The organism is Streptomyces sp. NPDC002580 (genome assembly GCF_042889485.1).
Lineage (GTDB): Bacteria > Actinomycetota > Actinomycetes > Streptomycetales > Streptomycetaceae > Streptomyces.
Genome location: NZ_JBIAQZ010000015.1, coordinates 83527 through 109480 on the forward strand (window position 1 = coordinate 83527; position 25954 = coordinate 109480).

The following is a 25954-nucleotide window of genomic DNA, read 5'->3' on the forward strand; positions in this document are numbered from 1 at the left end:
GCCGGACGCGAGAACCGTCCGGGGTGAGGGGCGTCCAACGGATGGACGCCCCTCACCCCCTCCCGTCAGCCCTTCGCCCTGGCCGGGTCGGGCAGCGCCTTCGTCATCCCCGGCAGGAAGTCCGTGAACAGCTCGTGCACCTCGTGGACGAGGGGCCGCAGCAGACGGAAGCGGGCGAGCGCGACACCGCGCGCGGTCAGGCGCGCGCCGCGCTCGGCGAGCCGGTAACTGCGCTCGCGGCCCTCCGTGCGGTCGAAGACCCAGTACAGGACGAGCCCCATCTGGGAGAGCCACATCAACTCGGGAAGCACCTCGCGCAGTTCCTCCGGCACCTTGGTCCTGGCACCGGCCAGCACTTCCTTGTGGACGCTGATGGCCTCCGCGCGCGCGTGCTCCGACTCGGGCGAGAACGGGCTGAGCGGACTGTCCGGGTCGGCGGCGTTCTTGAAGAACTGCACGGCGAACTCGTGGTACGGCGTGGCGATGTCCAGCCACACCTTCAGCACGCCGCCCAGCCGGGCCTCCAGGTCCGTCTCGCGGTCCAGCACCTCCCGGACCGCCCTCTGGTGCTCGCCGGCGATCCGGTCGTAGAAGCCCTGGATCAGGTGCTCCTTGCCGGCGAAGTAGTAGTAGGCGTTCCCGACGGAGACCCCGGCCTCCTGGGCGATGGCCCGCATCGTCGTCTTGTCGTAGCCCCGCTCCTGGAAGAGCCGCATCGCCGTCTCCAGGATGAGGGCACGGGTCTGCTCGCTCTTGGCGGGACCCTTCGCCACCTCCTTGTCGACCGTGGGGGAGGGCTCGGAGGCGCCGGAGGGCTCGGGGGAGGCGTCGGGGCCGGGGCTGTCTGTCGGTGCTGGCACGGGACGAGCCTAACCAGTGGCCCGGGGGGAACAGGCGCCGCTGTCGCAGGCGGGAGGAGCGTAGGGCACGTACGTCCATCCCGTCGCCGGGTCGTAACTCCATCCGTCGCCCCGGTGGTACGCGCCGCCGCCCCACCGCTTCGACGACCGGGCCTCGCGCCAGCGGGCGGCGGCGAGGGTCGCGCCCCTGGCCAGCCTGGCACCCGCGGGGGTGCTCAGCCGATGGGCCAGCGCCCGGTACTCGCGCAGCGCCCACAGGACGACGACCCAGGCGGCGGCCCCCTGGTACACCTGCCCTGCGTCCCCCACCACGGTGATCTCCTCCAGGGTCGCGCGGTGATCGAGCCGCGGGTAGTGACGGTGGGCCTCTTCGGAGCCCGCCGGAACGAACCGGAGCGGGACGAGCTGCGCCTGCCTGCCGAGCCATTCCTTCAGGAAGGCGCACAGCGGGCAGCGGGCGTCGTAGAGGACGGTGAGCCGGAGGACCGGGACGCGCGCGGCGTCCCGGTCCCGGGCGGCGGAGGTGCCGGCCACGGGTCTCACATCCCGGCCGCGGGGGCGACCCAGTCGGTCGGCCGCACCGGCGGGGTCTGCTCGCGCTCCAGGACGCCCCGCCGCCGGATCTTGTTGAGCACGTACACGTTGCCCAGGTGCATGACCCCGAGCACCAGCAGGACGACACCCAGCTTGGTCGACAGGGCTTCGAAGATCCCGCGGGCGTTGGAGATCTCGTCGCTCTGGCGCAGATAGAGCGCGATGAAGCCCAGGTTGACGAGGTAGAAGCCGACCACCAGCAGATGGTTGACGGCGTCGGCGAGCCGCTCGTTCCCGTGCAGGACGTCCGACAGGAAGATCCGCCCGTTCCGGCTCAGCGTGCGCGCCACCCAGACCGTCAGCGCGATGCTGACCAGCAGATAGATGACGTACGCCACGACCGTGAGGTCCATGTCCCCACCCCTTCTTGAACGCGTTCAAAACGCTGTCGTACATGAATGTAGACCTGCTTTTGAACATGTTCAAGTCCGATCTCGCGAAGACCCTCCGGGGTCGCGGCGCAAGGGCTACCGCTGGGCCCGGCGGGCCAGTTCGGGCCGCTTGGTGTAGTCCGTCAGACCGATGACGTTGCCCCAGGGGTCCGCGAACTCGACGGTCCAGCCGGTGGCTCCGGAGAAGGGCTCGTCGAGGGGCGCGATGCCGGCCGCGGTCAGCGAGCGGGCCGCCGCCCGGGCGTCCGCCACCTCCAGCCACAGCCGTGGCGAGGCCCACGGCGGCGGCCGGTGGCTCAGCTCCTCGTCCAGCCGCAGCAGCACGCCCGGCGTCTCCTTGCCGACCTTCAGCAGCGCGATCCCGGCCTCGTCGAGCCGGAAGGCGGTCGGGAGTCCGGCCCGCTCGTAGAAGCTCACGGCCTCGCCGAGACTCCCGACGGGCAGCAGGACGTTGTCGAGCCCGAGAAGCTCGTATGACACGGCATTTGACATGGCGTCAGGCTAGGTGCGGACAGGAGGGCCCGAGGCGGTCCCGGTCGCGGGCCGAACATGTGATCACCCGTTGAGGTGAAGCGGCCCCGCCCTCGCGCGAGGGCGGGGCGGATCCGGTCCCGCTGATCGGTTGTCAGTGGTGACTCGTACTGTCGTCCGCATGGGAATGGTGATGTTCGTCGACGAGACGACCAGTGGGGACCGCGGTGCCGGCTGGGGACTGGAGATCGCCGAGGAGCGGCTCGCGCTGCGCGAGTTGATCCGGCGAAGGATCTTCCAGGAGGTCGCCGAGTACAACGCGGGTACGCCGGAGGTGTTCCAGGGGCTCGTGCAGCCCGAGAACACCGAACGGGTGCTGAACGGCTACGCGGTGCGGACACCGCGGCGGATCGATCCCGAGGCGCAGACCAGGCGGGCGCTGAGGGCCTTCACGGGGAACGGCTTCCTGGTGCTCGTCGGGGAGCGCCAGGTGACGGACCTCGACGAGGAGATCGAACTGCTCCTGGGCACCGAGGTCACGTTCCTCAAGCTCGTCGCGCTGGTGGGGGGATGACGATGAACGGCACCGGTACATACGCCGAGCGGGTCCGCGAGCGGGCGGCCGAGGGCAACATGGGGGAGCTCGCCACCGCGGTGATCGAGGCGGCCTCGTCCAAGAAGGGTTTCTGGAGCGGCGGTTGGGGGGAGATCCTCGGAACGCTGCGCGCACTCTCCGTCGAGCAGCGGACCAGACTGGCCGACGCGCTGGCGGATCGCTACGACTCGGTCGGTGACGGGAGGAACGCCTGGATCAGCGTGTTGATCCTGCACGGCGTCATCTCCCGGGACCTCCCCGAGGACCGGCTCTCCGTGGAGCGGCAGCGGCAGGTCGACGAACTCGGCAACCTGTATGCCTGCGGGTACATCACGGGGATCGGCGAGCTGGTCGAGACCGAGCTGGTGGCCGGACGCCGGCTGGCCCCCGCCGTCGTCGCCGCGTTCCGCCGCACGTTCATTGACTCCGGCCACTCCCGGCCTCTGAGGGGTGTGGCCGAGGAGTTCGCCCAGCCCGTCCTCAACGTCGGTGAGCCGTGGGCCGAGCAGGCGCTGGCGGACGGCTCGGGCTCCGGCTGGGGGGAGCTTCTGACCCATCTGACGACCGCCGCCGCCGCCAAGCCCTCCGCCAAGTGGGACGAGCGGGCCCACGCCCTCGTGGAAGCCCTCGGTGCCGACCGCGTCCGCGTCACCGTGCTGCCCTGGTTGGCCCTCGCCGGCCGCCCCCGGACCTTCCCGCTGTCCGACGGGCGGTACGGGCCGGACGCGAATGAGACATACGACCCGTACAACGCCAACGCCCTGCGCGGTCTCGCCTGGCTGGTCTCCCTGCTGCCGCCCCACGCCGACACCGCCCGGGCCCTCGGCGCGCTCGTCGAGACCTCCCTCAAGAAGGTCGCCGGACTCGGCCCGCGCAACCCGAAAGTCGCCAACGCCGGTGTAGTCGCGCTCGCCCGGACCGACAGCGAGTCCGCCCTCGCCGAACTGGCCAGGCTGGCCACCCGGGTGACGTACAAGGGCACGGCGAAGCTCATCGACGGCGCCCTCGAGGCGCGGGCCACCGCCCTCGGCCTGAGCCGCGAGGAGATCGAGGAACTGGCCGTCCCGGCGTACGGACTCACCGAGGTGGGGCACGCCCGGCACGACTTCGGAGAGATCGCCGCCCTCGTCGACGTCCAGGGCACCCGCGCCGTGCTGAGCTGGCGGGGCGCGACCGGCAAGGCCGTCAAGAGCGTGCCCGCGGCCGTGCGGCGCGAGTACGCCGAGGAGCTCAAGGAGCTGAAGGCGGCGGTCAAGGACCTCGACAAGATGCTGTCGGCGCAGTCCGAGCGCCTGGACCGGCAGTTCCTCGCCCGGCGCACCTGGGCGTACGACACCTGGCGCGAGCGCTACCTCGACCACCCGCTCGTCGGCACCTTCGCCCGCCGGCTCCTGTGGACGGTCGACGGCACGACGGTCGGGTTCGCGAACGGCGAGCTGTCCACCCTCACCGACGACCCGGTGAAGGGCGGCCGGGAGGTCACCCTCTGGCACCCGGTCGGCCGTGAGCCGGCCGAGGTGGTCGCCTGGCGGGACTGGCTGGAGCGCCACGAGATCACCCAGCCCTTCAAGCAGGCCCATCGCGAGGTGTACCTGCTCACCGACGCCGAGCGCGCGACGGGCACGTACTCGAACCGCTTCGCCGCGCACTTCGTGCGCCAGCACCAGTTCCACTCCCTGGCCGCCGTCCGGGGCTGGCGCAACAAGCTCCGCCTCTGCGTCGACGACCAGGCGCCCCCGGCCACCCGGGAACTGCCGCACTGGGGCCTGCGCGCCGAGTACTGGATCGAGGGCGACGGCGAGGAGTACGGCGTGGACACCACCGAGTCCGGCAGCTATCTGCGGCTGCGCACCGACCAGGTGCGCTTCTACCCGCTGGACGCCCCCGAGAACTCGGCGAGCTGCTACGGCGGGGGCTACCGCATGTGGCTGCGGGACGGCCAGGACCCGGTGGAGCCCCTGCCCCTCACCGAGATCCCGCCCCTGGTCCTGTCCGAAGTCCTGCGCGACGTCGACCTGTTCGTGGGTGTCGCGAGCGTCGGCAACGACCCGACCTGGCAGGACGGCGGCCCCGGCGGCCGCTTCCAGGCGTACTGGACGTCCTACGGCTTCGGCGAGTTGAACCAGAGCGCGGAGACCCGCCGCGTGCTGCTGGAGCGTCTGGTCCCACGCCTCGCGATAGCCGACCGCTGCACCCTGGAGGGCCGCTTCCTGCACGTGAGGGGCGAGCGCCACACGTACAAGATCCACCTCGGCTCGGGCAACATCATGATGAGCCCGAACGACCAGTATCTGTGCATCGTCCCGAAGGCCGGTACGGGAGAACCGCGCTCCGGCTATCTGCCGTTCGAGGGGGACCGGACGCTGGCGGTGATCCTGAGCAAGGCGATGCTGCTGGCGGACGATCTGCGGATCACGGATCCGACGATCCTGAGTCAGATCTGACGACCTCGGGTGTCCGTGGACGAACCCACTTCTCCGCAGAGGGGTTCCTCCTGCAAGATGGCCTGACTGATTTTCGAATTTCGAACTCGAGTCCTACGTCACCACGCGTGGGCACACCAGGAGCCAGCACCTTGACCGACCAGCCGCCGCAGTCGCCGCAGCCCTCGGACCAGCCGCCCGGCTACGGCTATCCGAACCCCGGCGCGACGCCCCCCGGAGCGACTCCGCCCGGCGGACCGGGTCCGTACGGCCCCGGCGCCTACGGCCCCGGCCAGCCCGGCGCCTACCCGCCCCCCGGGCCGTACGGCTACCCGGCGCCCGGCGGCTACCCGATGGGTCCGGTCCCGCCCGGCACCTACACCGGCGACCCGAACGCCCCGTACGGCTACGACCCCTACGGCCGCCCGTACTCCGAGAAGTCGAAGATCGTCGCCGGTGTCCTCCAGCTCGCCCTGGGCAGCCTCGGCATCGGGCGCTTCTACATGGGCAACGTCGGCATCGGCATAGCCCAGCTCTTCACCTGCGGCGGCCTCGGCATATGGGCCCTGATCGACGGCATCATGCTGCTCGTCGGGAACGACGCCACGGACTCCGAGGGCCGGATCCTGCGTGGCTGATTCCGGCGCGGCGCGCCCGGTCGCGCCGCGGCATCCGGCCACGGCCCCCCTCGCGGTGCTCACCGCGGGGGTGGCCGGGGCCGGCTATCTGTACGTCACCGATCCGCACGAGCCGGGCCATGTCCTGCCCCGGTGCCCGTTCCGCCTCGTCACCGGACTGCTCTGCCCGGCCTGTGGCGGCACCCGCATGGTGTACGACCTGATGCACGGTCATGTCGGCGCGGCCTGGCTCGACAACAGGGTGATGCTGCTCGCCTCGCCGTTCGCCCTCGCGCTACTGGCGCGCTGGATCACCGAGGGCTTGCGGGGGCGCCGCTGGCGGCCCGTACTGAAGCCCCGCGCGCAGGCGCTGGTCCTGCTGACGGCGGTGTCCTGGACCGTTCTCCGCAACGTCCTCTAGAGCCGTTCAGACCCTCCTTGGGGTCCCGGCGGGCCACCCCCGGGCCCTGTGCTCGGACGGTTGTCGTACAGGCACCGGAGTTGACGGGCCACCAGGGGAGACGGCGTCACCTGAGGGGCTGTCGGAGGTTGACGGAATACGATCACGGGATGGGAACGATTGATCGATTTCTCTCCCATTGAGGCTTCAAATTTCCGTACGCTCCGAAGGCGCAGGGGGGATGGCGGGCGCACAATCCATGGGCGAGCTCTGCCATGAGATCCCTCCTGGGACCCCCTCCGGAACGATCTGTTCCGGTTGTACTCAGTCATCCAGGAGCAATTCTCATGACCGTCCCCACCCCTGACGCCCCCTTCGGCCACGACCCGCAGGGCCGTCCCTACTCCGACAAGTCCAAGGTCATCGCCGGAGTTCTCCAGCTGTTCCTCGGCGGCTTCGGTGCCGGCCGTTTCTACGTCGGTTCCACCGGTGTCGCCATCGCCCAGCTCTTCACCTGCGGCGGCCTCGGCGTCTGGGCCCTGATCGACGCGATCCTGTTCTTCACGAGCAACGACCGCACCGACAAGCAGGGCCGCGTCCTGCGCGGCTGACGTCAGTGGTCGCCCTCGACCGGCCACTGGCGGCGGCAGGCCGGAGCCGACGGGCGGCGAACCGACGAAGGGCCCCGTTTCCGGTCGGGAACGGGGCCCTTCGTCCGTGTACGGACCGGAGGTCAGAAGCGCCGGGTGATCAGCGCCCGCTTGACCTCCTGGATCGCCTTCGTGACCTCGATGCCTCGGGGGCAGGCGTCCGTGCAGTTGAACGTCGTGCGGCAACGCCACACGCCGTCCTTGTCGTTCAGGATCTCCAGCCGCTGCTCGCCCGCCTCGTCACGCGAGTCGAAGATGAAGCGGTGGGCGTTCACGATGGCGGCCGGACCGAAGTACTGGCCGTCGTTCCAGAACACCGGGCAGGACGACGTGCACGCCGCGCACAGGATGCACTTGGTCGTGTCGTCGAACCTCTCGCGGTCCTCGGCGGACTGCAGACGCTCGCGCGTCGGCTCGTTGGTGTCCTTCGTGATGAGGAAGGGCATCACGTCGCGGTACGCCTGGAAGAACGGGTCCATGTCGACCACGAGGTCCTTCAGGACCGTCAGACCCTTTATGGCCTCGACCGTGATCGGCTTCTCGGGGTTGAGGTCCTTGATCAGCGTCTTGCAGGCCAGGCGGTTCTTGCCGTTGATCCGCATGGCGTCCGATCCGCAGATGCCGTGCGCGCAGGAGCGGCGGAACGTGAGCGTTCCGTCCTGGTCCCACTTGATCTTGTGCAGCGCGTCGAGGACACGCTCCTTGGGGTCGATCTCCAGCTGGAAGTCTTCCCAGACCGACTCCGCCGAGATCTCCGGGTTGAAGCGGCGCACGCGGAAGGTGGCGGTGATGTACGGGGAGTCGGCGAAACCGGGCTCGGGCGTGCCCGCCGCGTCCGCCTTGTCCAGGGTGGGAGTAGCCATCAGTACTTACGCTCCATCGGCTGGTAGCGGGTCTGGACGACCGGCTTGTAGTCGAGACGGATGGACTCGGTGCCGTCCTCGCCGACCTCGCGGTACGCCATGGTGTGGCGCATGAAGTTGACGTCGTCCCGGGTCGGGTAGTCCTCGCGGTAGTGACCGCCGCGGGACTCCTTCCGGGCGAGCGCGGACACGGCCATGACCTCGGCCAGGTCGAGCAGGTTGCCCAGCTCGATGGCCTCGAGGAGGTCCGTGTTGAACCGCTTGCCCTTGTCCTGGACCGAGACGCTGAGGTAGCGCTCGCGCAGCTCCGCGATCTTCTCGACCGCCGTCTTGATGGTCTGCTCGGTGCGGAACACCATCACGTTGGCGTCCATGCACTCCTGCAGCTCCCGGCGGATGTCGGCGACCCGCTCGGTGCCCGTGGAGGCACGCAGACGCTCGACCTGGGCCACGACCTGGCCGGCCGGGTCCTCGGGCAGCTCGAGGTAGTCGGCCTTCGCCGAGTACTCCGCGGCCGCGATGCCGGACCGGCGTCCGAAGACGTTGATGTCCAGGAGCGAGTTCGTGCCGAGGCGGTTGGCGCCGTGCACCGACACGCAGGCGACCTCACCGGCGGCGTACAGGCCCGGGACGACCGTGGTGTTGTCCGCGAGGACCTCACCCTGGACGTTCGTCGGGATGCCGCCCATGGCGTAGTGCGCCGTGGGCTGGATCGGGATCGGGTCCGTGTAGGGCTCGATACCGAGGTAGGTGCGCGCGAACTCCGTGATGTCGGGCAGCTTGGCGTCCAGCTGCTCCGGCGGGAGGTGCGTGAGGTCGAGGTAGACGTGGTCGCCCTCGGGACCGCAGCCGCGGCCCTCACGGATCTCCGTGTAGATGGAGCGGGACACGACGTCACGGGACGCGAGGTCCTTCATGACCGGCGCGTACTTCTCCATGAAGCGCTCGCCGTCCTTGTTGCGGAGGATGCCGCCCTCACCGCGGGCGCCCTCCGTCAGCAGGATGCCCATGCGCCAGATGCCGGTCGGGTGGAACTGGAAGAACTCCATGTCCTCCAGCGGCAGCCCGCGACGGTAGACGGCCGCCTGGCCGTCACCCGTCAGGGTGTGCGCGTTGGAGGTCACCTTGAAGAACTTGCCGGTGCCGCCGGACGCGTAGATCACGGCCTTCGCCTGGAAGACGTGGATCTCGCCGGTCGCCAGCTCGTAGGCGACGACGCCCGCGGAGTGCTTGACCCCGTCGACCTCGACGATGAGCTGGTCGAGGACGTAGAACTCGTTGAAGAACTCCACGCCCTCCTTCACGCAGTTCTGGTACAGCGTCTGGAGGATCATGTGACCGGTGCGGTCCGCGGCGTAGCAGGACCGGCGGACCGGGGCCTCACCGTGGTTGCGGGAGTGACCGCCGAAGCGGCGCTGGTCGATCGTCCCGTCGGGCGTCCGGTTGAACGGAAGACCCATCTTCTCCAGGTCGAGGACCGCGTCGATGGCCTCCTTCGCCAGGATCTCGGCGGCGTCCTGGTCGACCAGGTAGTCGCCACCCTTGACCGTGTCGAAGGTGTGCCACTCCCAGTTGTCCTCTTCCACGTTGGCGAGCGCGGCGGCCATGCCGCCCTGCGCGGCGCCCGTGTGGGAGCGGGTGGGGTAGAGCTTCGTCAGCACGGCGGTGCGGCTGCGCTTCGTCGACTCGATGGCGGCGCGCATGCCGGCGCCGCCGGCGCCGACGATGACGGTGTCGTACTTGTGGATCTTCATGAGTGGTTGCCTCAGCCCCGTGCCTAGCGGATGTTCGGGTCGAAGGTGAAGATCACCAGCGTGCCCAGCAGGATCGTGAACACCGTGGCGGTGTACAGCAGGCCCTTCAGCCACAGGCGCGTGTTCGCGCGCTCCGCGTAGTCGTTGACGACGGTACGCAGGCCGTTGGCGCCGTGCAGCATGGCGAGCCACAGCATGGCGAGGTCCCAGACCTGCCACCAGGGGTTCGCCCACCGGCCGGCCACGAAGGCGAAGCCGATCTTGGAGACGCCGCCGTCGAGGACGAGCTGGATCAGCAGGTGGCCGATGACCAGGACGACCAGGACGATGCCGGACAGGCGCATGAAGAGCCAGGCGTACATCTCGAAGTTGCCACGGGTGGACTTCGGGGTCTTCTTGGTGCGCTTGCGGGGAGCCTCGATGAACGGGGCCGGGTTGTCGACGCTGTACGCCGAGAACTCTCCGGCGCCCTCTACGGGGCCGATACCGGAAGCGGCGGTGTCAGTAGTGGACATCTGCGTCAGCTCCCGAAGACTTCGCGGAATGCGTGCCCGAGGACGGGGTACAGGGCCCCGGCCATCAGCACGACCCAGATACCGACGACGGACCAGAGCATCTGCTTCTGGAAGCGCGGGCCCTTGGACCAGAAGTCGACGGCGATGACACGCAGGCCGTTGAGCGCGTGGAAGAGGATGGCGGCGACGAGGCCGTACTCCAGCAGCGCGACGATCGGCGTCTTGTACGTGGCCACGACGTCGTCGTAGGCCTCGGGGGAGACACGGACGAGAGCGGTGTCCAGGACGTGTACGAACAGGAAGAAGAAGATGAGGACGCCGGTGACTCGATGAGCCACCCAGGACCACATTCCTTCCCGGCCGCGGTACAGCGTTCCAGCCGGCACGGAAGAACCCTCCGGGAGCGGGGATTGGGGCCGCGCCGGCTTCTCTGTCGGACGGGCCCGGCCGGGTACGGTCCACCGGCCCTGGCCATCGTAGCGACGTGTTGTCGGAACGCTTACAGCGGCCCTATCAATGTGATCAAACTGGCAATCAATCAGCCACGTTCGGGCTATTCCGGGCCTCGGATGCCGGTGTGTCGCGCCTCGTCGGCGAAGCGGCGCACGAGGCGCGCCAGCCGGCCGCGGGCCAGTCTGCGCAGTTCGTCGGCGGTGACGACCCGTTCCTCCTCGGGTTCGTTCGCCAGCCGCGAGCGGATGCCGACGAGTACCTGGTCGAGGGCCTCCCCGGGAGTGAATTCATCGAGACAGATGACGAATACATGTCCGAATCGGCTCTCGTACGCGGCGTGGGCGGCGCTCAGCGCGGTGTGGGCGGCGGAGTACGCGCCGTCCGGGAGGAGGGTGAGCGATTCACCGGCCATGGCCTCGGCCAGGTCGGCGGGGGTCAGGTCGTACGCCGCCTCGTCGGCCGCGGCCAGTACGGCGCCGAGGTCCGGGTAGGGGCGGTGATGGGCCAGACGGTGGGCCCAGCGCAGGCTGCGGCAGCAGGTGAGCAGGGCGTGGGTGACCACGTCGACGGGTGCGTAGTTGAATCCGTCGAGCCGGGCCGGGGACGGCGCCGCGCTCTTCTGCTCGGGGAGGGCGACCTGGCCGGGGAGGCGTGGGAGACGGTGAGACGTCAGCGTGGGTCCTCGGCGGTGGGATGGAGACGCGCGGTGTCCGGTGAGCAAGACGTGCGCGCGGTACGTGTGTTTTGGCAGGGGGAGAAGTGAAAGCTGTGCCGCTCACGCTATCGAGCTGTGTCCAGAGCTGTCCGACGGATGCCCGGTTTTCACCCGCACGAGAGAGTTTCGGAGCGTGCGGTGGACGGTCCGGGTGACGGGCGGGGCAGAGTTCGGGGTGGAGCGGAGAGCCGGCCGGAGAGGTGGACACCTCGTCGGAGGAGTACACCTGGATGGGGGAAAACCGATTCGGTGGCGACACCGGCGTGGCGTCGGCGGCGTGGCGACACGCGTGGGACGACATGGTCGGGACGACCCGGGCGGGCCTGTACGGGTACGGCTGCGCCGGCATCACGGACGAGTGGGAAGAGACGAGGGTGGCGCAGTGAGTGGTGGCAGGCGTCGGGCGCCGCGGCGGCGGACCGTGCGGACCGGGCGGGCCGGGCTGGCCCTGGGGGGTCTGGCGGTCGCCGGGACGGTCGCGGTGGCCGTGGCGGTCTGGCCCGGCGGTGACGGGCAGCCGGCCGGGGCGGGCGACCGGTCGAAGGCCGTGACCGCCGGCGTGTCGCCCGCGGCCAGCCCCTCGCCGACCCGGACGTATCCCCTCTCCAAGGCCCCGCGGACCATTCCCGCCGTACGGGAGCACACCGCGGCCCGCGGCCCCGGCTGGCGCCCCGCCGCCGGTGGCCGGGTGGTCGTGAGGAACGACGGCCTCGCCGACGAGGGCAGACTGCTCGCCGGTGAGCTCAAGCTCGAGTACGCGGGGCGGACGGGGGCCGAGGCCGGCGACGTCGAGCTCGCCCTCGACAAGAAGAACACCGGCCCGGAGTCGTACACCCTGACCGTCAAGAACAGCCGGGCCGTCATCTCCGGACCCGCCGAGACCGGTGTCTTCTACGGCACGCGCACCCTCAAGCAGGAGGTGCGCGGCGGCGGTACGGCACCCGAGGGCGTCGTGCGCGACCGGCCCGCGAAGCCGGTACGCGGGTTCATGCTCGACATCGCCCGCAAGCACTTCACGGCGGCCTGGATCGAGGACCGGGTGCGCGAGCTCGGCGACCTGAAGTACAACCAGCTCGGCCTGCACTTCTCCGACGACCAGGGCTTCCGCATCGAGTCCGACCGGCACCCCGAGATCGTGTCGACGCAGCACCTGTCGAAGGCGGAGGTCCGCCGGATCCTCGCCCTCGCGGCGAGCCGGCACATCACCGTCGTGCCCGAGATCGACTCGCCGGGACACCTCGGCGCCGTCATCGCGGCCCACCCCGACCTCCAGCTGCGCAACGTCTCGGGGGTCCCCGTGCGCGGCGCCGTGGACATCTCCAAGCCCGCCTCGGCGGCCATGGTCGACGACCTGCTCGACGAGTACGCGGACCTCTTCCCGGGCTCCTACTGGCACCTGGGCGGCGACGAGTACCAGGCCCTGACCGTCGCGAACCCGGCGGCGTCCTTCCCGCAGCTGGTCACCGCGGCCAGGAACAAGTACGGAGCGGGCGCGAGCGTCGCCGACCTCGCGACCGGCTGGCTGAACGACCGCGCCAAGCTGATCCACGGGCACGACCGGACGGCGCGGGTCTGGAACGACGGCGTCTTCAGCGGCGGCGCCGTCCAGGCGAACGCCGATCTCCAGGTGGCGTACTGGACCGGCAAGGAGATCGGGGCCCGGCAACCGGTCGCGTACCTGAGCACGGGCCGCAAGGTCATCAACTACAACGACGAGTACCTGTACTACGTCCTCGGCGAACCGCAGACCTTCGTCTACCCGACCGGACAGCGCATCTACGAGCAGTGGACCCCGCTCGTCCTGCGCGGTTCGACACCGGTCCCGGCGAAGTACGACCCGCAGATCCTCGGCGGATCCTTCGCCGTCTGGTGCGACCTCGCGAACTCGCAGACCCAGGACCAGGTCGCGGCGGGCATCCGCATGCCGCTGCGCGCCCTGACCCAGAAACTGTGGGATCCGCGCAAGCCGGCCCTGTCCTGGACGGAGTTCAGGGCACTCGCGAGCCGACTGGGCTGAGCCCGGGCGCCGCGGCGGAACCCGCTGGACGCGACGGAGCGTCGAACCGTATCTTCCGGAAACGCATGCGAACGGATATCCGTATGCGTGTGTTCGTGTGCCGGGCGTGATCCCTGGGGAGGGGAGCGCCCGGCTTCTCGCGCCGGCACCACGCGGTGCCGTCCGTAGTCGGGGGTTCTCATGGCCACGCCACCATCGCCGCAGCCCGTCCCGCAGTCGGGTCCGCAGCCCGGTCCGCCGCCGGGCCCGCAGGGGTCCGTCCCGCCGCCGCCGTTCACCTCGGCGCTGCTGGGTCCGCCGCCGTTCACCACGCCGCACGGCCCCGCCTGGCTGCGCTCGCCGGTCGCCCTCGGGAGGGCCACCGCCACGCTGCTCGGCCTGGTGATCGCCACCGACCTCTTCGCGCTCTGGGCGGACCGCACCATGTCCGACGTGACGGGCTCCCTCGCGGCGGGCGGATTCGGTGACCGTCTCCAGGAGCGGGCCGCGGACGCGGACTCGCTCTACCTGGTTGCCGGGGTGGCGCAGACGATCGCGTTGGTCGCGACCGTCGTCGTCTTCCTGGTCTGGTTCCTGCGGGTCCGCGTCAACGCCGAGGTCTTCAACCCGTTCGGGCACGCCAAGTCCCGCGCCTGGGCGGGCTGGGGCTGGTTCGTCCCCTTCGCGAACCTGTGGCTGCCCCGCCGGATCATGTCGGACATCTGGACGGCGAGCAGCCCCAAGGGGCCCCGTGACTCGCAGGCGCTCGTCAATCTCTGGTGGACCTTCTGGCTCCTCGGACTGATCGTCGGCCGGGTCGGATTCTCCGAGTACCGCAAGGCCGTCACCGCCCAGGAGATCCATGACGCCGTCGGCACGGTCATGCTCTCCGACGGCCTCGACGTGGTGGCCGCCGGCCTCGCGATCCTCGTCGTGCTCAAGCTGACCGGCATGCAGGACCGGAAGGCGCGCGGCGGCCCGGTTCCGGCCGGCCTCTGACGCGCGCCGGTCCGCCCGGTTCCCTGATCGATCCCCACCCCTGGGGCGTGTTCGGCCCGGCCGCCGAACGGCACGCCCGGGGGTGCCCGCCCCGGCACCGCGGAACGCGGTGCCGCTGTGTCCGGCGTACGCGGGCGGCGGGACCCGAAGCCCGGGAGCGCCCGCCCGGAAATCCGGGCGCACCCGCCGGAAACGGTCACTCCGCTCGGGTCGGGACCCCTGCGGGCGGGCCGGGTGCCGAGCGCGAGCGGTTGGCCGAAACCTGTTCTTCCGCTCCTTCCGGCGACTCCGCGAGGCGGCACTGTGACACTCCTGGTCCGTTGCACGCAGTAAGGGGAAGTGCGGGCTCCGTAAGGCAAGGGCGCCCTGTCGAGGCATTTCGAGGGAGTCGTGATGAGTCTGGTGGATCTGATCGCTCAGGCCGATGAGCGAGGCCTGGCGGCAAGCGGTCTGGCTTGTTTGGACCGGTGCGTACCGCTGCTGGGTGGTGACGACGACGTCCTGCGCCCCCTGTGGGCGAGCCTGGCGGAGTCGGACACCTGGGCCGAGTGGGGCACGCGCCTGGAGGAGGCGCGCGCGAAGCTGGACGCGGAGGACCCCGAGCCGGCCGTGACCGACGAGGACCACGCCGCGCTCCTCGCCCGGCGGATGCTCGAGGACGTCCCGGCGAAGCCCTCCGCGGAGGAGCTGCGTGCCTGGTCGGACGCCTGCTCGGTGGCGGCCCTGCAGGTGCACCGGTTCCTCGACCACGCCGACGACGCCGAGGCCTGCGTGACGGCTCGCCGTGAGGGGCGTACGGAGGGCATGTCCCCGCTCGTCTCCGCCGAGCTGCGGAAGCAGGTCGCCATCCTGGAACTGCTCGCCGAGCACGGCGCGGGCGGACTGCGGCTCGCGCTCGACGCGTCGACGGAGGGGCGACGCGTCCTGCGGGCGGTGGTGTCACGCCGGGCGCGCGGCAGGGCGTAGAGCGGGAGGGATGCGCCGGACGGCGTAGAACAGGGTCGCGGGCGCACCGGAGGCGGGATACGCCTCCGGTGCGCCCAAACCTCGTTCCTGAGGGGTTTCTGTGACGGTTCCGGGGGCGAGGTGGCGGTCCTGGGCCGGTGTCGCGAACCCCTGCCCGAACGGGTGACGAATCCCGTCGGCGTCGCGCTCTATCGAGTGTGAACGCAACTCAAGCAACCAGGCCCTCAGCGGCGACGAAGCCCGTTCGCTGGGCGGCCGACACGGTCGCGGCCATGCGCGAGGGCGCCCGGCTGCGCCTCGACTACTCGGCGCGGAGCCTGTGGCGCGTCGACCGGGTGATCGAGGAGATACGCCGGGACGGCGCGCCGTACGCGGCCGTCGCGAGCGTGCTGCGCGGATTCGGGGCGTACGCCGGTGAGGTCGTCGCCCGCGAGACCGGCGCCGAGTGGGGGGAGACCGGCGGCCGGCACTGGCTGCGCACGCCCGACGGGCGGCTCTGGGACCCGATCGAGGAGGCCGGCCGCTGCTACGAGGGCGACGGCTCGCTGCGCCTGCTGTGCCAGGAGGCCGCGCGGTAGCCACCCGGGTCGGCCCGAGTCCGCTCGGGTCCGCCGGGATCTGCTCGGGCACGCCGGGCACGCCGGGGTCGGTCCGGGCCGCACGGATCCGTGCGGCCCGGCGGTGCCGTGTGCGAGGCGGGGTGAGACGAAGCCGGGCGGTGAGCCGGACGGTCGGTGGGGCCCGGGGCCCGGGGCCCGGCTGAGGTGACCGCTGCCGCTCGTACGGTGAACCGGCTCCGGGCGCAAGGGCGTTCAGCCTCCGAAGCCGTACCCGCGCGGGCGCGCGTCCGGTCGCCCCGCCGGTGGGGGCCGCCGGTGGGGGCCGTCGATCCGTCCGGGGCGGGCGGGTCCCCTGACGGGCTGTGACACTTCCGTGGGGCGTGACGCTGATGACCATGAGGTGCCGATGCGGCCCGAGGGCCGGCGGAACGAGCGAGTGAACTCGGCACGGGGAAGACAGTGTTGGGCCAGGGAGGGGAATCCCGCCGCGTGCAGCCGAACGACGGGGAACTGGGTGCGGCCGTCGCGCGGGCGCAGGACGGGGACGAGGCCGCCTTCTCGGTCGCGTACCGGATCGTGCATCCCGGACTGCTCGGCTACCTGCGCGGGATCGTCGGCGACGACGCCGAGGACGTGGCCTCCGACGCCTGGCTGGAGATCGCCCGGGATCTGGGGCGGTTCCGCGGGGACGGCGCCGGCTTCCGCGGCTGGACCGCGACCATCGCCCGGCACCGGGCGCTGGATCATCTGCGGCGTCTGAAGGTCCGGCCCCGGGGGACCGCCATCGAAGCGGACGTACTGGAACTGCCCGGCCGGCACAGCACGGACGACGAGGCACTGGAGACCCTGTCCACCGCGTACGCCCTGGAGCTGCTCGCGGACCTGCCCCGCGATCAGGCCGAGGCCGTGCTGCTGCGGGTCGTGGTCGGCCTCGACGGGCCCGCCGCGGCGCGGGTTCTGGGCAAGCGTCCGGGCGCCGTGCGCACCGCCGCGCACCGGGGTCTGAAGCGGCTCGCGCGCCGGCTCGGCGGCCCGGGTGTGACGGATGAGGCACCTCCGACGCTGGGTGAGTCGGGATGAGACGCGGGGCACCGCCGCCGGACGGGAAGCCGGTCCACGGCGAGGCGCCGGTGTACGCGGCGCGCGCGCCGAACGGAGCGAGGCCGTCGTCCGGTACCCGGGCGCGGAGCGGCGCGGAGGCACCCCTCGGCGGGAATCCACCGTCCGGCGTGGGCCGGCGTCGCGGAACGGGGGTGCCGGGCGGCGGGACGGCGTCGCGCGCCCGACAGGTGTCGTACGGCGAGGAGTTGTCGGGCGGAGCGGCGGGCGGAGATGGAACCGGACAGGGAACCGGACATGGGTGAACGGCGTGGAGACGGCGGGACCTCCGGCCGTCCTGTCGCACGCCCGGTGGACTCCGGGAGCGGCCGGGCCGCGCTGGAGACGTCGCTCGCCGCGGCGATGCGCGGTCGCGCGGACAGCGCCGAGGCGGAGGCGCGGGCCGTGGCCGCCTTCCTGGCCGGGCGGGACGGGGGCGGGATCGCCGCGCGCACCCGGCGGCGGGACGACTGGCGGCCGACGCGGCGGTGGTCGCCGGGCCGGTCCATGAAGGCCGTGGCCGCCGTGCTGCTGGCCGGACTGGCCCTGGGCGGTGTCGCCTACGCCGCCGGACCGTTCGCGCACGGCGACGGCGACGGTGCCGGGGAAGGCGCCGGACCCCGGCCGTCGAACAGCGTTCCGGACCGGCCGTCCGCCGAGGCCGTACCCCGCGCCGGGACCGTACCGTCGGACAGTCCCGGGATCTCCGGTCCGCCTCCCCCGACCGGTTCCCCGGGGACCGAACCCCCGGACCGTTCGGAACGGGACCGGGACACCCAGGCCCACTGCCGCGCGTACGTGTCGGTCGGGAGGCGGGGCAACGCCCTGAACGCGACGGCCTGGAGACGGCTCGTCACGGCCGCCGGCGGCGAGGACGAGGTCGAGGCGTACTGCGCCGGGCGACTGGCCGAGGACGTGGCGAGGAACCGGGACACGGGGAATGCCGGACACGCCGACGACACGGGCGTCGCCACCGGCGACGGCGGTGACAAGGAGGAGGCGGACGGCGTGTCGGCCCCGGGAGCCGCCACCGGCACGCCGAAGCCGACGAGGTCCGCGGACGGGAAGTGACGGAGGTCCGGAAGTGTCGGGGGGCCGGAAGCGACACGGCCGGACGTGACGGGGACCGGAATGACGCCGGACGGGAAGTGCCCGCCGGGGCGGGCCGCGGCGGGGGCCGGGAAGTGACGGGAGCCGGAGTCGGCGAACTTCGTGCCGAGGACGTCCGGTCGGCACCGGGATCGTGACGGGGTCCGCGGGGCGGTCCCGTTTCGCGAGCGGGCCCGGGACGCGACGGGCACCCGGTGTACGAGGGCGGAGCGCGTGTTTCCGCCGACGGCGGTGTACAGGTCCGCCGATGGCAACGGCCGGGGCCGCCACCCCCCACAGGAGAGGCCCCGACCGTCGCGCGGCACGGGCCGCGCGGCGACCCGTACTCCCTACAGCGCCGCGACTGCGTTTTGTGTCACACCTCTCTCTGTCACCATGTAGTTGCACGTTGTACGAACATGGACGGGGAGCTGTTTCAGGCCGTAACGTGCCTTTCGCGCCGGGTGCGGAGAGCGGACGACGGCAACCACGAGGAATCCGGGACCACGACCGTGTGGAACCGGGGACCACGACCACGTGGGACCTGAGACCAGAACCACGGGGCACTGAGACCACGACCGCTCATCGAGGAAGCACGACGGCGAGAACCGGTCCGCGAGAGCGGCGCCGGCTGAGGCGCAAAGAGGGGCGCGGGGGTGCTGGGGGACGACGCGGAGCTGACCGCCGCGGTACTTGCTGCACAGGACGGGGACGAGACCGCGTTCCGGACTGTGTACCGAGCGGTGCACCCACGCCTGCTCGGATACGTACGGACGCTGGTGGGCGAGCCGGACGCGGAGGACGTCACGTCCGAGGCCTGGCTCCAGATCGCCCGTGACCTGGAGCGCTTCGACGGGGACGCGGACCGGTTCCGCGGCTGGGCCGCGAGGATCGCCCGCAACCGCGCGCTGGACCACATACGCATGCGCGGACGCCGCCCCGCGATAGGCGGCGACGAGACCGAGCTGGCCGGCAAGGCCGCCGAGTCCGACACCGCGACCGAGGCGATGGAGGCGCTGGCGACCGGCAGCACCCTCTCGCTCATCGCCCAGCTCCCGCAGGACCAGGCGGAGGCCGTCGTGCTGCGCGTCGTGGTCGGACTCGACGCCAAGACGGCCGCCGAGACCCTCGGCAAGCGCCCCGGAGCCGTCCGCACGGCGGCGCACCGCGGTCTGAAACGGCTCGCTGAGCTGCTCGGCGCGGATCCGGAATCCGCCGCCGCGCTCGACGCCGTTCCCCCGCAACGAGGTTCGCGCACCCGCGCGGTGACGTCCGCCGGTGTGACGCATACGCGTTCGCGGGCGCAGAAGGACATGTGATGGCCGACGAGCAGTACAGGTGGCTGGACCGCGACGCCGCGGAGCGTCTGCTGCGGGGAGAGCCGCTGGAAGCCGTCGACGCCGGCACCCGTGCCCAGGTGGACCGGCTCGCCGAGACGCTTGCCGCGCTGGCCGTCGAACCCGGTCTGAACAGCGATGAACTCCCCGGCGAGGCAGTCGCGTTGGCCGAGTTCCGCAAGGCGCGCGCCGGTGGGGACGGCGCCGTGACGCAGCTCGGCCGCCGTGGTCGCGCCCGGTCCGGCGCGCACGCGGCGGACGCCGGTCTGGTACGCCTCGGACGCCCCGCCGCGCACGGACGACGGACGCGTTGGGGGCGCCCCACCCGGTTCGGGCTGGCCGCGGCCCTGGCCGTCGGGATGGTCGGCGGGGTCGCCGTCGGGGCCGGAACCGGAGTGCTGCCGACGCCGTTCACCCGTGAACACCCGGGACCGGCCGCCTCGGCCACGGCGGCACGAACCCCGGAGCAGCCGCTCGCCCCGGTCCCGCCCTCGCCCGGCGTCTCCGGCGGAACCACCCCCGTGGCACCGGTGCCTGACGGTCCGTCGAACTCCCCGTCCGACGGTTCCACCCCGACGGCCGAGGACGGAGCCGACGACGCGACCGGCGTGCCGGGTCCGGACTCCACCGGGAAGGCCGAACGCACCCGGGAGTGGTGGGTCCGCACCCGCTCGTACTGCCGTGACGTCCTCGACGGCAAGGACCTCGACGCGGAGCACCGGCGCGCCCTGGAGCACGTGGCGGGTGGCGGTGCCCGGGTGAAGAGGTACTGCTCGGTCTTCCTGGGCCGTGGGTCGGGCGGTTCCGGTGACGGCGGCGACGGCGCGGACGACGGCGGCGGCCAGGGGTCGGGGCAGGACTCCGGCCACGGCGGCCAGGGGGACCCGGGCGATCAGGGCGGCGGTGACGGCGACGGCGACGGCCACCACATAGGGCCGCGCGGCAACGACCCCCGGAGCGACGGCGGCCTCGCCACTCCGTCCGTGCTGGACCCGGGGCCGGCCCGGCTCCTGCCGGTCCGGCCGGTCGGGATCCGGGGCATCCCGGTGCCGAGCCCCAGGCCGACGCCGGGACCGCTGGACGGCGCGCCGTCCTGAACCACCGTCGGTCCGGACGCCGGTCAGCCGGTCGCCCCCGGCCGTCGCGTCGCCGGACCGTCAGCTCTCCGGACGGTTCCCGACCAGCGCACCCGGGCTCTTCGACCAGGCCACTCCGACTCTTCGGCCAGCGCGCTTCCGTGACGAGCGCCCTCACGGCCGAAGTGCGCGCCCGCCCTCCCGCCAACTGCCCCGACGGGCCGTCCGGCCCGGTCGCCCCGCCTCTGCCGCCTCGTGCGGCACGCTCCTGACCTGCGACTTCGCATATATCTGATTTTTCTTCGGGCCAGGTGTGACGTTTTGGATCCTGGCGGCGCAGTAAGAGGTGAGCCGACTGGTCATCGGCCGTCGCACGGAGCAGGGGTTCCCCCCGTACCCACGGCTCTGTGCACCTGGCGCGGGTGGGACACGTTCCCCCGGTCCCGCCCGCGCCCCATTCCCTCCCGCCGCACTCCCTCGTGAGGGTCCGTCACCAGTAGACGACGACCTTGTCGCCCGTACGGACCTGCGCGAACAGCGCCGCCACCTTTCCCTCGTCCCGCACGTTGACGCAGCCGTGCGACGCGCCGTAGTAGCCGCGCGCCGCGAAGTCCGCCGAGTAGTGCACCGCTTGGCCGCCGCTGAAGAACATCGCGTACGGCATGGACGTGTGGTAGATCGTCGACACGTGGTTGCGCGACTTGAAGTTGACGCTGAACACGCCTTCGCGGGTCGGGGTGTACTGCGAGCCGAACCGGACGTCCATCTCCGAGACCGTCCGCCCGTCGATCATCCAACGCAGCGTGCGGCTCGTCTTGCTGACGCACAGGACCCGGCCCGTCATGCAGCGCGGGTCGGGCTTCGCGGCCGGCTGTCCGCCGTAGGGGTACAGCTCCCAGTCGGCCGGCTCGTGCGTCATCCTCCGCAGCCGCTGCCAGGTGACGGCGTCCAGTTCACCGGTGACCGGCAGTCCCCGCTTGCCCTGGAAGCCCTTCACGGCCTCCACCGTCCGGGCGTCGTACGTCCCCGTCGGCGGGGTGATCAGCCAGGCGACCTGGTGCAGCCGGGCCTGCGCCCTGCGGACCTCGTCGCCCCGGTCGCCGCGGGACCAGAGGACCTCGGCCGGGGCGGCCGTCGGTCCGCCGCCCTTCTTCGCGGGTGCGGCGGACGGCTTGTCGCCCCCGCCCTTGCCGTCCCCGCCCTTCGCGTCGTCGCCCTTCCCCGTCGCGGTGGGGGCCGGGCCGAGCGAACCTTCGATCCGTACCGGCGGAGGTGTCTTCCCCCGCGCGTCCCCGGCGTGCGCCGTGCAGCCGCTCACCGCGGCGAGCGCCGCGAGCGCGGCCAGCGATCTCTTCATGCCAGTCGTACGCATCCGGACCCCTGTTCCACCCGTCCTGTCGTGCACATCAGGCCCCCGTCCCACCGTCGTATCACCTGAGATGCTCCCCGCGGGTGACCGGTTGCGAACCAGGCGGCATGGTGGAAGGGAACCACGAAACAGGTCCGCGGACCGGGCCTGCGAACCGGTCGGTGGGCATGGCCCGGCGCGGGTCCCCCCACCGGGTGCACATCGGCCACCACAGTCCGTCGCCAGGGGCGGTTCCCGTCACCGGGCGGCCTCACGGGAGGTACGGCAATGGTGCGTGAATCCGAGTCCGGACTGCCCATCGAACCCGTCTACGGCCCGGAGGCGCTGGACGGCTGGGACCCCGCCGAGAAACTGGGCGCGCCGGGCGCCTACCCCTTCACCCGCGGTGTGTACCCGTCGATGTACACGGGCCGCCCGTGGACGATGCGGCAGTACGCCGGTTTCGGCACGGCCGGTGAGTCCAACGCCCGCTACCGGCAGTTGATCGCGCACGGCACGACGGGCCTGTCCGTCGCCTTCGACCTGCCCACGCAGATGGGGTACGACTCCGACGCCCCCCTCGCGCACGGCGAGGTCGGCAAGGTCGGGGTGGCGATCGACTCCGTCGACGATATGCGCGTCCTGTTCCGCGGGATCCCGCTGGACAAGGTCTCCACCTCGATGACGATCAACGCGCCCGCCGCCCCGCTGCTGCTGATGTACGAGCTGGTCGGAGAGGAACAGGGCGTCCCGGCGAGCCGGTTGACGGGCACGATCCAGAACGACGTCCTCAAGGAGTACATCGCGCGCGGGACGTACATCTTCCCGCCCGAGCCGTCCCTGCGGCTGACCGCCGACATCTTCCGGTACTGCCGGGCCGGGATCCCGAAGTGGAACACGATCTCGATCTCGGGCTACCACATGGCCGAGGCGGGGGCCTCTCCCGCGCAGGAGATCGCGTTCACGCTCGCCGACGGCATCGCGTACGTCCGTACGGCCGTCGCCGCCGGCATGGACGTGGACGACTTCGCGCCCCGCCTCTCCTTCTTCTTCGTCGCCCGTACGACGATCCTGGAGGAGGTCGCCAAGTTCCGTGCCGCACGCCGGATCTGGGCCCGCGTCATGAGGGACGAGTTCGGCGCGAAGGACCCCAGGTCGCTGATGCTGCGGTTCCACACACAGACGGCGGGGGTCCAGCTCACCGCGCAGCAGCCGGAGGTGAACCTGGTGCGCGTGGCCGTCCAGGGCCTCGGCGCGGTCCTCGGCGGCACGCAGTCCCTGCACACCAACTCCTTCGACGAGGCGATCGCGCTGCCCACCGACAAGTCGGCGCGCCTGGCCCTGCGCACCCAGCAGGTGCTGGCCCACGAGACGGACGTGACGGCGACGGTCGACCCCTTCGCGGGCTCGTACGTCATCGAGCGGATGACCGACGACGTCGAGGCGGCCGCCGTCGGTCTCATGGCGAGGGTCGAGGACCTGGGCGGCGCGGTCGGGGCCATCGAGCACGGCTTCCAGAAGAGCGAGATCGAACGCTCCGCCTACCGGATCGCCCAGGAGACCGACTCCGGAGAGCGGGTCGTGGTCGGCGTCAACCGCTTCCGGCTCGACGAGGAGGAACCCTACGAACCGCTCCGCGTCGACCCGGCCATCGAGGCCCGGCAGACCGAACGCCTCGCCCGGCTCCGCGCCGAGCGCGACCGGGCCGCCGTCGACGCCGCCCTCACCGCCCTGAGGAAGGCCGCCGGGGGCGCGGACAACGTCCTCCCTCCGATGAAGGACGCCCTGCGCGCCCGCGCCACGGTCGGCGAGGTCTGTGACGCGCTGCGCGGGATCTGGGGCGTGTACGTGCCCTCGGACACCTTCTGACCTGGGCGATTCATCCGTACGGGTGATCGGGAGCGGATGCCGCCCGCCCCGGTTCCGCTCAGGGGGAGCGACCCCTGAGAAGACTGGTCCGACGGCCTCGGCCCCGAGGTCGGGTGCTACGCGGAGGCGGGCCTCCCGGTCTGCCTCGTGGCCGACCACAAGCACGACGAGGTCCTGCTCCACCGGGATCCGGTCGACGGCAGGTACCCGGCTCCCGAACGCTACGAGCGGGGTCGGAGCGTCCCGGTCCCCGAGTCCGTCGGCGTCACCCCGGGCCTTTCCGCGGACACCCTCCTGGACGGCGGCTGACCGGCGAGACGCCCGTACCCGATGTCGTACCTTCGTGCGACACTCGCTCACATGCTTGGTGTCATCGATCTCCCCACCTATCTCGCGGGTCTGGTCCTCATCGTCCTGCTGCCGGGGCCGAACTCGCTGTACGTGCTGTCCGTCGCCGCCCGCAAGGGCGTTCGCACCGGATACACCGCCGCCGCGGGTGTGTGGTGCGGGGACACCGTGCTGATGACGCTGTCGGCGGCCGGTGTGGCGTCGCTGCTCCAGGCGAACGCGGTGCTCTTCGGCATCGTGAAGTACGCCGGTGCGGGATATCTGACGTGGCTGGCGATCGGGATGCTGCGGGCCGCGTGGGCGATGTGGCGGGCCCGGCGGGAGCCGGTCGCGCGGAGCACGGAGCCCGAGGCCGAGGCCGGGGAGCGGCACTTCCGGCGGGCACTGGTGATCAGTCTGTTCAACCCGAAGGCGATCCTGTTCTTCGTGGCCTTCTTCGTCCAGTTCGTCGATCCCGGCTATGCCTATCCGGCGCTCTCGTTCGTCGTGCTCGGCGCGTTCGCCCAGCTCGCGAGCGTCCTCTACCTGACCGCGCTGATATTCAGCGGTACGCGCCTCGCCGCCGCCTTCCGCCGGCGCAAGCGCCTCTCCGCGGGCGCCACGACCGCCGCCGGCGCCCTGTTCCTCGGCTTCGCGGTCAAGCTCACGCTCGCCAGCGCGTAGTAAGCAGGCCCTGGGAAGCGAGGACTGGTCCCGTCAGATCCTGCCCGCGTCCGGGGGCAGACCCGCGCGGGCCCGAACGGCTCAGCCCCTCCCGCGTCGGTGAGGAACGCTACGGACGCGGCTTGGACAGCGCCGTGCGGAGCTTCGGGGCGAGCCACTTCTCCACGGACCGGTTGAGCAGCCGGGCGAGCAGCAGCATGGTGGCGACCGTGGCCAGGATGGTGCCGTAGGACGGGATGTGCAGGGTCTGGTGGTAGGCCTTGATGACGACCCAGCCGAGGTGTTCGTGGACCAGGTAGAACGGGTAGGTCAGCGCGCCCGCGACCGTCAGCCAGCGCCAGTTCGCCCAGTGCAGCCAGCCCAGCGCGACCGCGGCGACGGCGACGTAGCCGAAGGTGACGACGATCACGATGCCGAGGGACGAGCGGTTGGAGAAGAACTCCGGGTTCGGGGCGTGCCACAGGTGCTGGACCGCGTAGTGCTGGCCGATCAGCCAGCTCACTGCGACGATGCCCCAGGCGTGCGCGTCACGGCGGTTGCGGTGGACGAGGTAGAGGCCGACGCCGCCGATGAAGTACGGGGCGTACTCCGGCATCAGGACCATGTTGAGGAGCGGCTCGTTCACGCCCTGCGCGATGGCCGCCGCCAGGGTCCAGCCCGCGCAGAACATGATCACGCGCTGCCGGTTCGCCCCCGGCAGCACGATGCACAGCGCGAAGAGGACGTAGAAGCGGACCTCCGCCCACAGGGTCCAGCACACGCCCAGCACCCGGTCGACGCCCAGCGGCTGCTGGAGCATGGTGAGGTTGACCAGCGCGTCGCTCGGGGAGACCGCCTTGTACGCGACGACGGGCAGGGCGAACACGGCCGTCACGATGATGATCGCGGCCCAGTACGCGGGCAGCAGCCGGGAGGCGCGGGAGGCGAAGAAGGAGCGCAGCGGCCGGCCCCAGCCGCTCATGCAGATGACGAAGCCGCTGATCACGAAGAAGACCTGCACACCCAGGCAGCCGTAGGCGAACAGATGGTGCAGGGTGGGGAACTGGTGCCGGGGCGAAGTCCCCCAGGACTTCACCACCTCGCCGTCCCGGCCGCCGTAGTGGTACCCGGCCACCATCAGGGCCGCGACGAGTCGCAGCCCGTCGAGGGCGCGCAACCGGTTCTCCCGGCGCGGGGCGGGCCGGGGTGCCGGAGGCGTCTCGGCAGGAGGCAGGACGGTACGGACCACGGTGCCGGTTGACGTCCCGCGGGCCTTCTCGGGAGTGTCGATCACAAGGTTCCCCTCAACGGGACTCAGCTGGCC

The 25954-nt window shown here is 71.6% G+C and carries 28 protein-coding genes; 17 read left to right on the forward strand and 11 right to left on the reverse strand.

Features of this window, described 5'->3' with window-relative positions; translation table 11 throughout:
• Positions 1-65 precede the first annotated feature (65 nt).
• The 4 genes from ACFYW7_RS34800 to ACFYW7_RS34815 all read right to left on the reverse strand — a co-directional run bounded on the left by ACFYW7_RS34800 (position 66) and on the right by ACFYW7_RS34815 (position 2338).
• Positions 66-716, reverse strand: a complete 651-nt coding sequence (locus tag ACFYW7_RS34800; RefSeq protein ID WP_389510005.1) for a TetR/AcrR family transcriptional regulator — start codon at positions 714-716, stop codon at positions 66-68.
• A gap of 153 nt (positions 717-869) precedes the next feature.
• Positions 870-1394: a thiol-disulfide oxidoreductase DCC family protein gene (locus ACFYW7_RS34805; RefSeq protein ID WP_389509879.1), complete on the reverse strand. Its 525-nt coding sequence runs from the start codon at positions 1392-1394 to the stop codon at positions 870-872.
• A 5-nt stretch (positions 1395-1399) separates the two neighbouring features.
• Positions 1400-1807 carry a hypothetical protein gene (locus tag ACFYW7_RS34810; RefSeq protein WP_389509881.1) on the reverse strand — a complete coding sequence of 136 codons (408 nt, stop codon included), beginning with the start codon at positions 1805-1807 and terminating at the stop codon, positions 1400-1402.
• A gap of 114 nt (positions 1808-1921) precedes the next feature.
• Positions 1922-2338 carry a VOC family protein gene (locus ACFYW7_RS34815; protein WP_389509883.1) on the reverse strand — a complete coding sequence of 139 codons (417 nt, stop codon included), beginning with the start codon at positions 2336-2338 and terminating at the stop codon, positions 1922-1924.
• 160 nt (positions 2339-2498) lie between these two features.
• Between ACFYW7_RS34815 and ACFYW7_RS34820 the strand changes: the two genes are divergently transcribed.
• The 5 genes from ACFYW7_RS34820 to ACFYW7_RS34840 all read left to right on the forward strand — a co-directional run bounded on the left by ACFYW7_RS34820 (position 2499) and on the right by ACFYW7_RS34840 (position 6963).
• Positions 2499-2891, forward strand: coding sequence for a hypothetical protein (locus tag ACFYW7_RS34820; RefSeq protein ID WP_389509885.1), 393 nt, complete (start codon positions 2499-2501; stop codon positions 2889-2891).
• Positions 2888-5356, forward strand: coding sequence for a DUF4132 domain-containing protein (locus tag ACFYW7_RS34825; protein ID WP_389509886.1), 2469 nt, complete (start codon positions 2888-2890; stop codon positions 5354-5356). Before ACFYW7_RS34820 ends, ACFYW7_RS34825 begins: the two co-directional genes overlap by 4 nt.
• A gap of 131 nt (positions 5357-5487) precedes the next feature.
• Positions 5488-5973 (forward strand): TM2 domain-containing protein, encoded by a 486-nt coding sequence (locus ACFYW7_RS34830; RefSeq protein WP_389509888.1) that lies wholly within the window; start codon positions 5488-5490, stop codon positions 5971-5973.
• Complete coding sequence (locus tag ACFYW7_RS34835; RefSeq protein WP_389509890.1) at positions 5966-6373, forward strand: DUF2752 domain-containing protein; 408 nt, start codon at positions 5966-5968, stop codon at positions 6371-6373. The genes ACFYW7_RS34830 and ACFYW7_RS34835 overlap by 8 nt, the downstream gene beginning before the upstream one ends.
• Positions 6374-6699: 326 nt before the next feature.
• Entirely contained in the window at positions 6700-6963 is a 264-nt protein-coding gene (locus ACFYW7_RS34840; protein ID WP_389509892.1) for a TM2 domain-containing protein, read from the forward strand.
• A 122-nt stretch (positions 6964-7085) separates the two neighbouring features.
• On the opposite strand, the gene ACFYW7_RS34845 is transcribed toward ACFYW7_RS34840, so the two are convergent.
• The 5 genes from ACFYW7_RS34845 to ACFYW7_RS34865 all read right to left on the reverse strand — a co-directional run bounded on the left by ACFYW7_RS34845 (position 7086) and on the right by ACFYW7_RS34865 (position 11260).
• On the reverse strand, positions 7086-7865 hold the full coding sequence (locus ACFYW7_RS34845) for a succinate dehydrogenase iron-sulfur subunit (RefSeq protein ID WP_389509894.1): 780 nt from the start codon (positions 7863-7865) through the stop codon (positions 7086-7088).
• Positions 7865-9619: a succinate dehydrogenase flavoprotein subunit gene (gene sdhA, locus ACFYW7_RS34850; RefSeq protein ID WP_389509896.1), complete on the reverse strand. Its 1755-nt coding sequence runs from the start codon at positions 9617-9619 to the stop codon at positions 7865-7867. Before sdhA ends, ACFYW7_RS34845 begins: the two co-directional genes overlap by 1 nt.
• Positions 9620-9642: 23 nt before the next feature.
• The gene (locus tag ACFYW7_RS34855) at positions 9643-10134 is read right to left on the reverse strand and encodes a succinate dehydrogenase hydrophobic membrane anchor subunit (RefSeq protein WP_389509898.1); all 492 of its coding nucleotides are present in this window, start codon (positions 10132-10134) and stop codon (positions 9643-9645) included.
• Positions 10135-10139: 5 nt separating this feature from the next.
• Positions 10140-10520 carry a succinate dehydrogenase, cytochrome b556 subunit gene (gene sdhC / locus ACFYW7_RS34860; RefSeq protein ID WP_389509900.1) on the reverse strand — a complete coding sequence of 127 codons (381 nt, stop codon included), beginning with the start codon at positions 10518-10520 and terminating at the stop codon, positions 10140-10142.
• 167 nt (positions 10521-10687) lie between these two features.
• Positions 10688-11260, reverse strand: coding sequence for a 2-oxo-4-hydroxy-4-carboxy-5-ureidoimidazoline decarboxylase (locus ACFYW7_RS34865; protein ID WP_389510008.1), 573 nt, complete (start codon positions 11258-11260; stop codon positions 10688-10690).
• A 272-nt stretch (positions 11261-11532) separates the two neighbouring features.
• Here ACFYW7_RS34865 and ACFYW7_RS34870 point away from each other — a divergent pair, with 272 nt between their 5' ends.
• From ACFYW7_RS34870 to ACFYW7_RS34910, 9 genes are all read left to right on the forward strand, one after another.
• Complete coding sequence (locus ACFYW7_RS34870) at positions 11533-11688, forward strand: hypothetical protein (RefSeq protein ID WP_389509902.1); 156 nt, start codon at positions 11533-11535, stop codon at positions 11686-11688.
• Positions 11685-13319 (forward strand): glycoside hydrolase family 20 protein, encoded by a 1635-nt coding sequence (locus tag ACFYW7_RS34875; protein WP_389509904.1) that lies wholly within the window; start codon positions 11685-11687, stop codon positions 13317-13319. Before ACFYW7_RS34870 ends, ACFYW7_RS34875 begins: the two co-directional genes overlap by 4 nt.
• A 180-nt stretch (positions 13320-13499) precedes the next feature.
• On the forward strand, positions 13500-14297 hold the full coding sequence (locus tag ACFYW7_RS34880) for a DUF4328 domain-containing protein (protein WP_389509906.1): 798 nt from the start codon (positions 13500-13502) through the stop codon (positions 14295-14297).
• 393 nt (positions 14298-14690) lie between these two features.
• Entirely contained in the window at positions 14691-15263 is a 573-nt protein-coding gene (locus ACFYW7_RS34885) for a hypothetical protein (protein WP_389509908.1), read from the forward strand.
• A 197-nt stretch (positions 15264-15460) separates the two neighbouring features.
• Positions 15461-15841: a hypothetical protein gene (locus ACFYW7_RS34890; protein WP_389509910.1), complete on the forward strand. Its 381-nt coding sequence runs from the start codon at positions 15461-15463 to the stop codon at positions 15839-15841.
• Positions 15842-16285: 444 nt separating this feature from the next.
• Positions 16286-16903 carry an RNA polymerase sigma factor gene (locus ACFYW7_RS34895; RefSeq protein ID WP_389509912.1) on the forward strand — a complete coding sequence of 206 codons (618 nt, stop codon included), beginning with the start codon at positions 16286-16288 and terminating at the stop codon, positions 16901-16903.
• 276 nt (positions 16904-17179) lie between these two features.
• On the forward strand, positions 17180-17992 hold the full coding sequence (locus ACFYW7_RS34900) for a hypothetical protein (protein WP_389509914.1): 813 nt from the start codon (positions 17180-17182) through the stop codon (positions 17990-17992).
• A gap of 674 nt (positions 17993-18666) precedes the next feature.
• Positions 18667-19329, forward strand: coding sequence for an RNA polymerase sigma factor (locus ACFYW7_RS34905; protein WP_389509916.1), 663 nt, complete (start codon positions 18667-18669; stop codon positions 19327-19329).
• Positions 19329-20444 (forward strand): hypothetical protein, encoded by a 1116-nt coding sequence (locus ACFYW7_RS34910; protein WP_389509918.1) that lies wholly within the window; start codon positions 19329-19331, stop codon positions 20442-20444. Before ACFYW7_RS34905 ends, ACFYW7_RS34910 begins: the two co-directional genes overlap by 1 nt.
• A gap of 469 nt (positions 20445-20913) precedes the next feature.
• Here the strand turns inward: ACFYW7_RS34910 and ACFYW7_RS34915 are convergent, their stop codons facing one another.
• Positions 20914-21795: a L,D-transpeptidase family protein gene (locus ACFYW7_RS34915; protein WP_389509920.1), complete on the reverse strand. Its 882-nt coding sequence runs from the start codon at positions 21793-21795 to the stop codon at positions 20914-20916.
• Positions 21796-22059: 264 nt separating this feature from the next.
• Here ACFYW7_RS34915 and ACFYW7_RS34920 point away from each other — a divergent pair, with 264 nt between their 5' ends.
• From ACFYW7_RS34920 to leuE, 3 genes are all read left to right on the forward strand, one after another.
• The gene (locus ACFYW7_RS34920) at positions 22060-23640 is read left to right on the forward strand and encodes a methylmalonyl-CoA mutase (protein ID WP_389509922.1); all 1581 of its coding nucleotides are present in this window, start codon (positions 22060-22062) and stop codon (positions 23638-23640) included.
• 147 nt (positions 23641-23787) lie between these two features.
• A complete protein-coding gene (locus ACFYW7_RS34925) occupies positions 23788-23949 on the forward strand; it encodes a hypothetical protein (protein WP_389509924.1) in 162 nt (53 codons plus the stop codon).
• A gap of 51 nt (positions 23950-24000) precedes the next feature.
• On the forward strand, positions 24001-24651 hold the full coding sequence (gene leuE, locus ACFYW7_RS34930) for a leucine efflux protein LeuE (RefSeq protein WP_389509926.1): 651 nt from the start codon (positions 24001-24003) through the stop codon (positions 24649-24651).
• A 109-nt stretch (positions 24652-24760) separates the two neighbouring features.
• Here the strand turns inward: leuE and ACFYW7_RS34935 are convergent, their stop codons facing one another.
• Positions 24761-25924: an acyltransferase family protein gene (locus tag ACFYW7_RS34935; protein WP_389509928.1), complete on the reverse strand. Its 1164-nt coding sequence runs from the start codon at positions 25922-25924 to the stop codon at positions 24761-24763.
• Positions 25925-25954 lie beyond the last annotated feature (30 nt).

Excerpts from the sequence above, each read along its gene's own strand:
- ACFYW7_RS34845 (WP_389509894.1), bottom strand. The coding sequence starts at position 7,865 with ATGGCTACTCCCACCCTGGACAAGGCGGACGCGGCGGGCACGCCCGAG.
- ACFYW7_RS34885 (WP_389509908.1), top strand. The coding sequence starts at position 14,691 with ATGAGTCTGGTGGATCTGATCGCTCAGGCCGATGAGCGAGGCCTGGCG.
- ACFYW7_RS34800 (WP_389510005.1), bottom strand. The coding sequence starts at position 716 with ATGCGGCTCTTCCAGGAGCGGGGCTACGACAAGACGACGATGCGGGCC.
- ACFYW7_RS34880 (WP_389509906.1), top strand. The coding sequence starts at position 13,500 with ATGGCCACGCCACCATCGCCGCAGCCCGTCCCGCAGTCGGGTCCGCAG.
- leuE (WP_389509926.1), top strand. The coding sequence starts at position 24,001 with ATGCTTGGTGTCATCGATCTCCCCACCTATCTCGCGGGTCTGGTCCTC.
- ACFYW7_RS34825 (WP_389509886.1), top strand. The coding sequence starts at position 2,888 with ATGACGATGAACGGCACCGGTACATACGCCGAGCGGGTCCGCGAGCGG.
- ACFYW7_RS34920 (WP_389509922.1), top strand. The coding sequence starts at position 22,060 with ATGGTGCGTGAATCCGAGTCCGGACTGCCCATCGAACCCGTCTACGGC.
- ACFYW7_RS34810 (WP_389509881.1), bottom strand. The coding sequence starts at position 1,807 with ATGGACCTCACGGTCGTGGCGTACGTCATCTATCTGCTGGTCAGCATC.
- sdhA (WP_389509896.1), bottom strand. The coding sequence starts at position 9,619 with ATGAAGATCCACAAGTACGACACCGTCATCGTCGGCGCCGGCGGCGCC.
- ACFYW7_RS34855 (WP_389509898.1), bottom strand. The coding sequence starts at position 10,134 with ATGTCCACTACTGACACCGCCGCTTCCGGTATCGGCCCCGTAGAGGGC.
- ACFYW7_RS34910 (WP_389509918.1), top strand. The coding sequence starts at position 19,329 with ATGGCCGACGAGCAGTACAGGTGGCTGGACCGCGACGCCGCGGAGCGT.
- ACFYW7_RS34820 (WP_389509885.1), top strand. The coding sequence starts at position 2,499 with ATGGGAATGGTGATGTTCGTCGACGAGACGACCAGTGGGGACCGCGGT.
- ACFYW7_RS34870 (WP_389509902.1), top strand. The coding sequence starts at position 11,533 with ATGGGGGAAAACCGATTCGGTGGCGACACCGGCGTGGCGTCGGCGGCG.
- ACFYW7_RS34915 (WP_389509920.1), bottom strand. The coding sequence starts at position 21,795 with ATGCGTACGACTGGCATGAAGAGATCGCTGGCCGCGCTCGCGGCGCTC.
- ACFYW7_RS34815 (WP_389509883.1), bottom strand. The coding sequence starts at position 2,338 with ATGTCAAATGCCGTGTCATACGAGCTTCTCGGGCTCGACAACGTCCTG.
- ACFYW7_RS34840 (WP_389509892.1), top strand. The coding sequence starts at position 6,700 with ATGACCGTCCCCACCCCTGACGCCCCCTTCGGCCACGACCCGCAGGGC.
- ACFYW7_RS34900 (WP_389509914.1), top strand. The coding sequence starts at position 17,180 with ATGGGTGAACGGCGTGGAGACGGCGGGACCTCCGGCCGTCCTGTCGCA.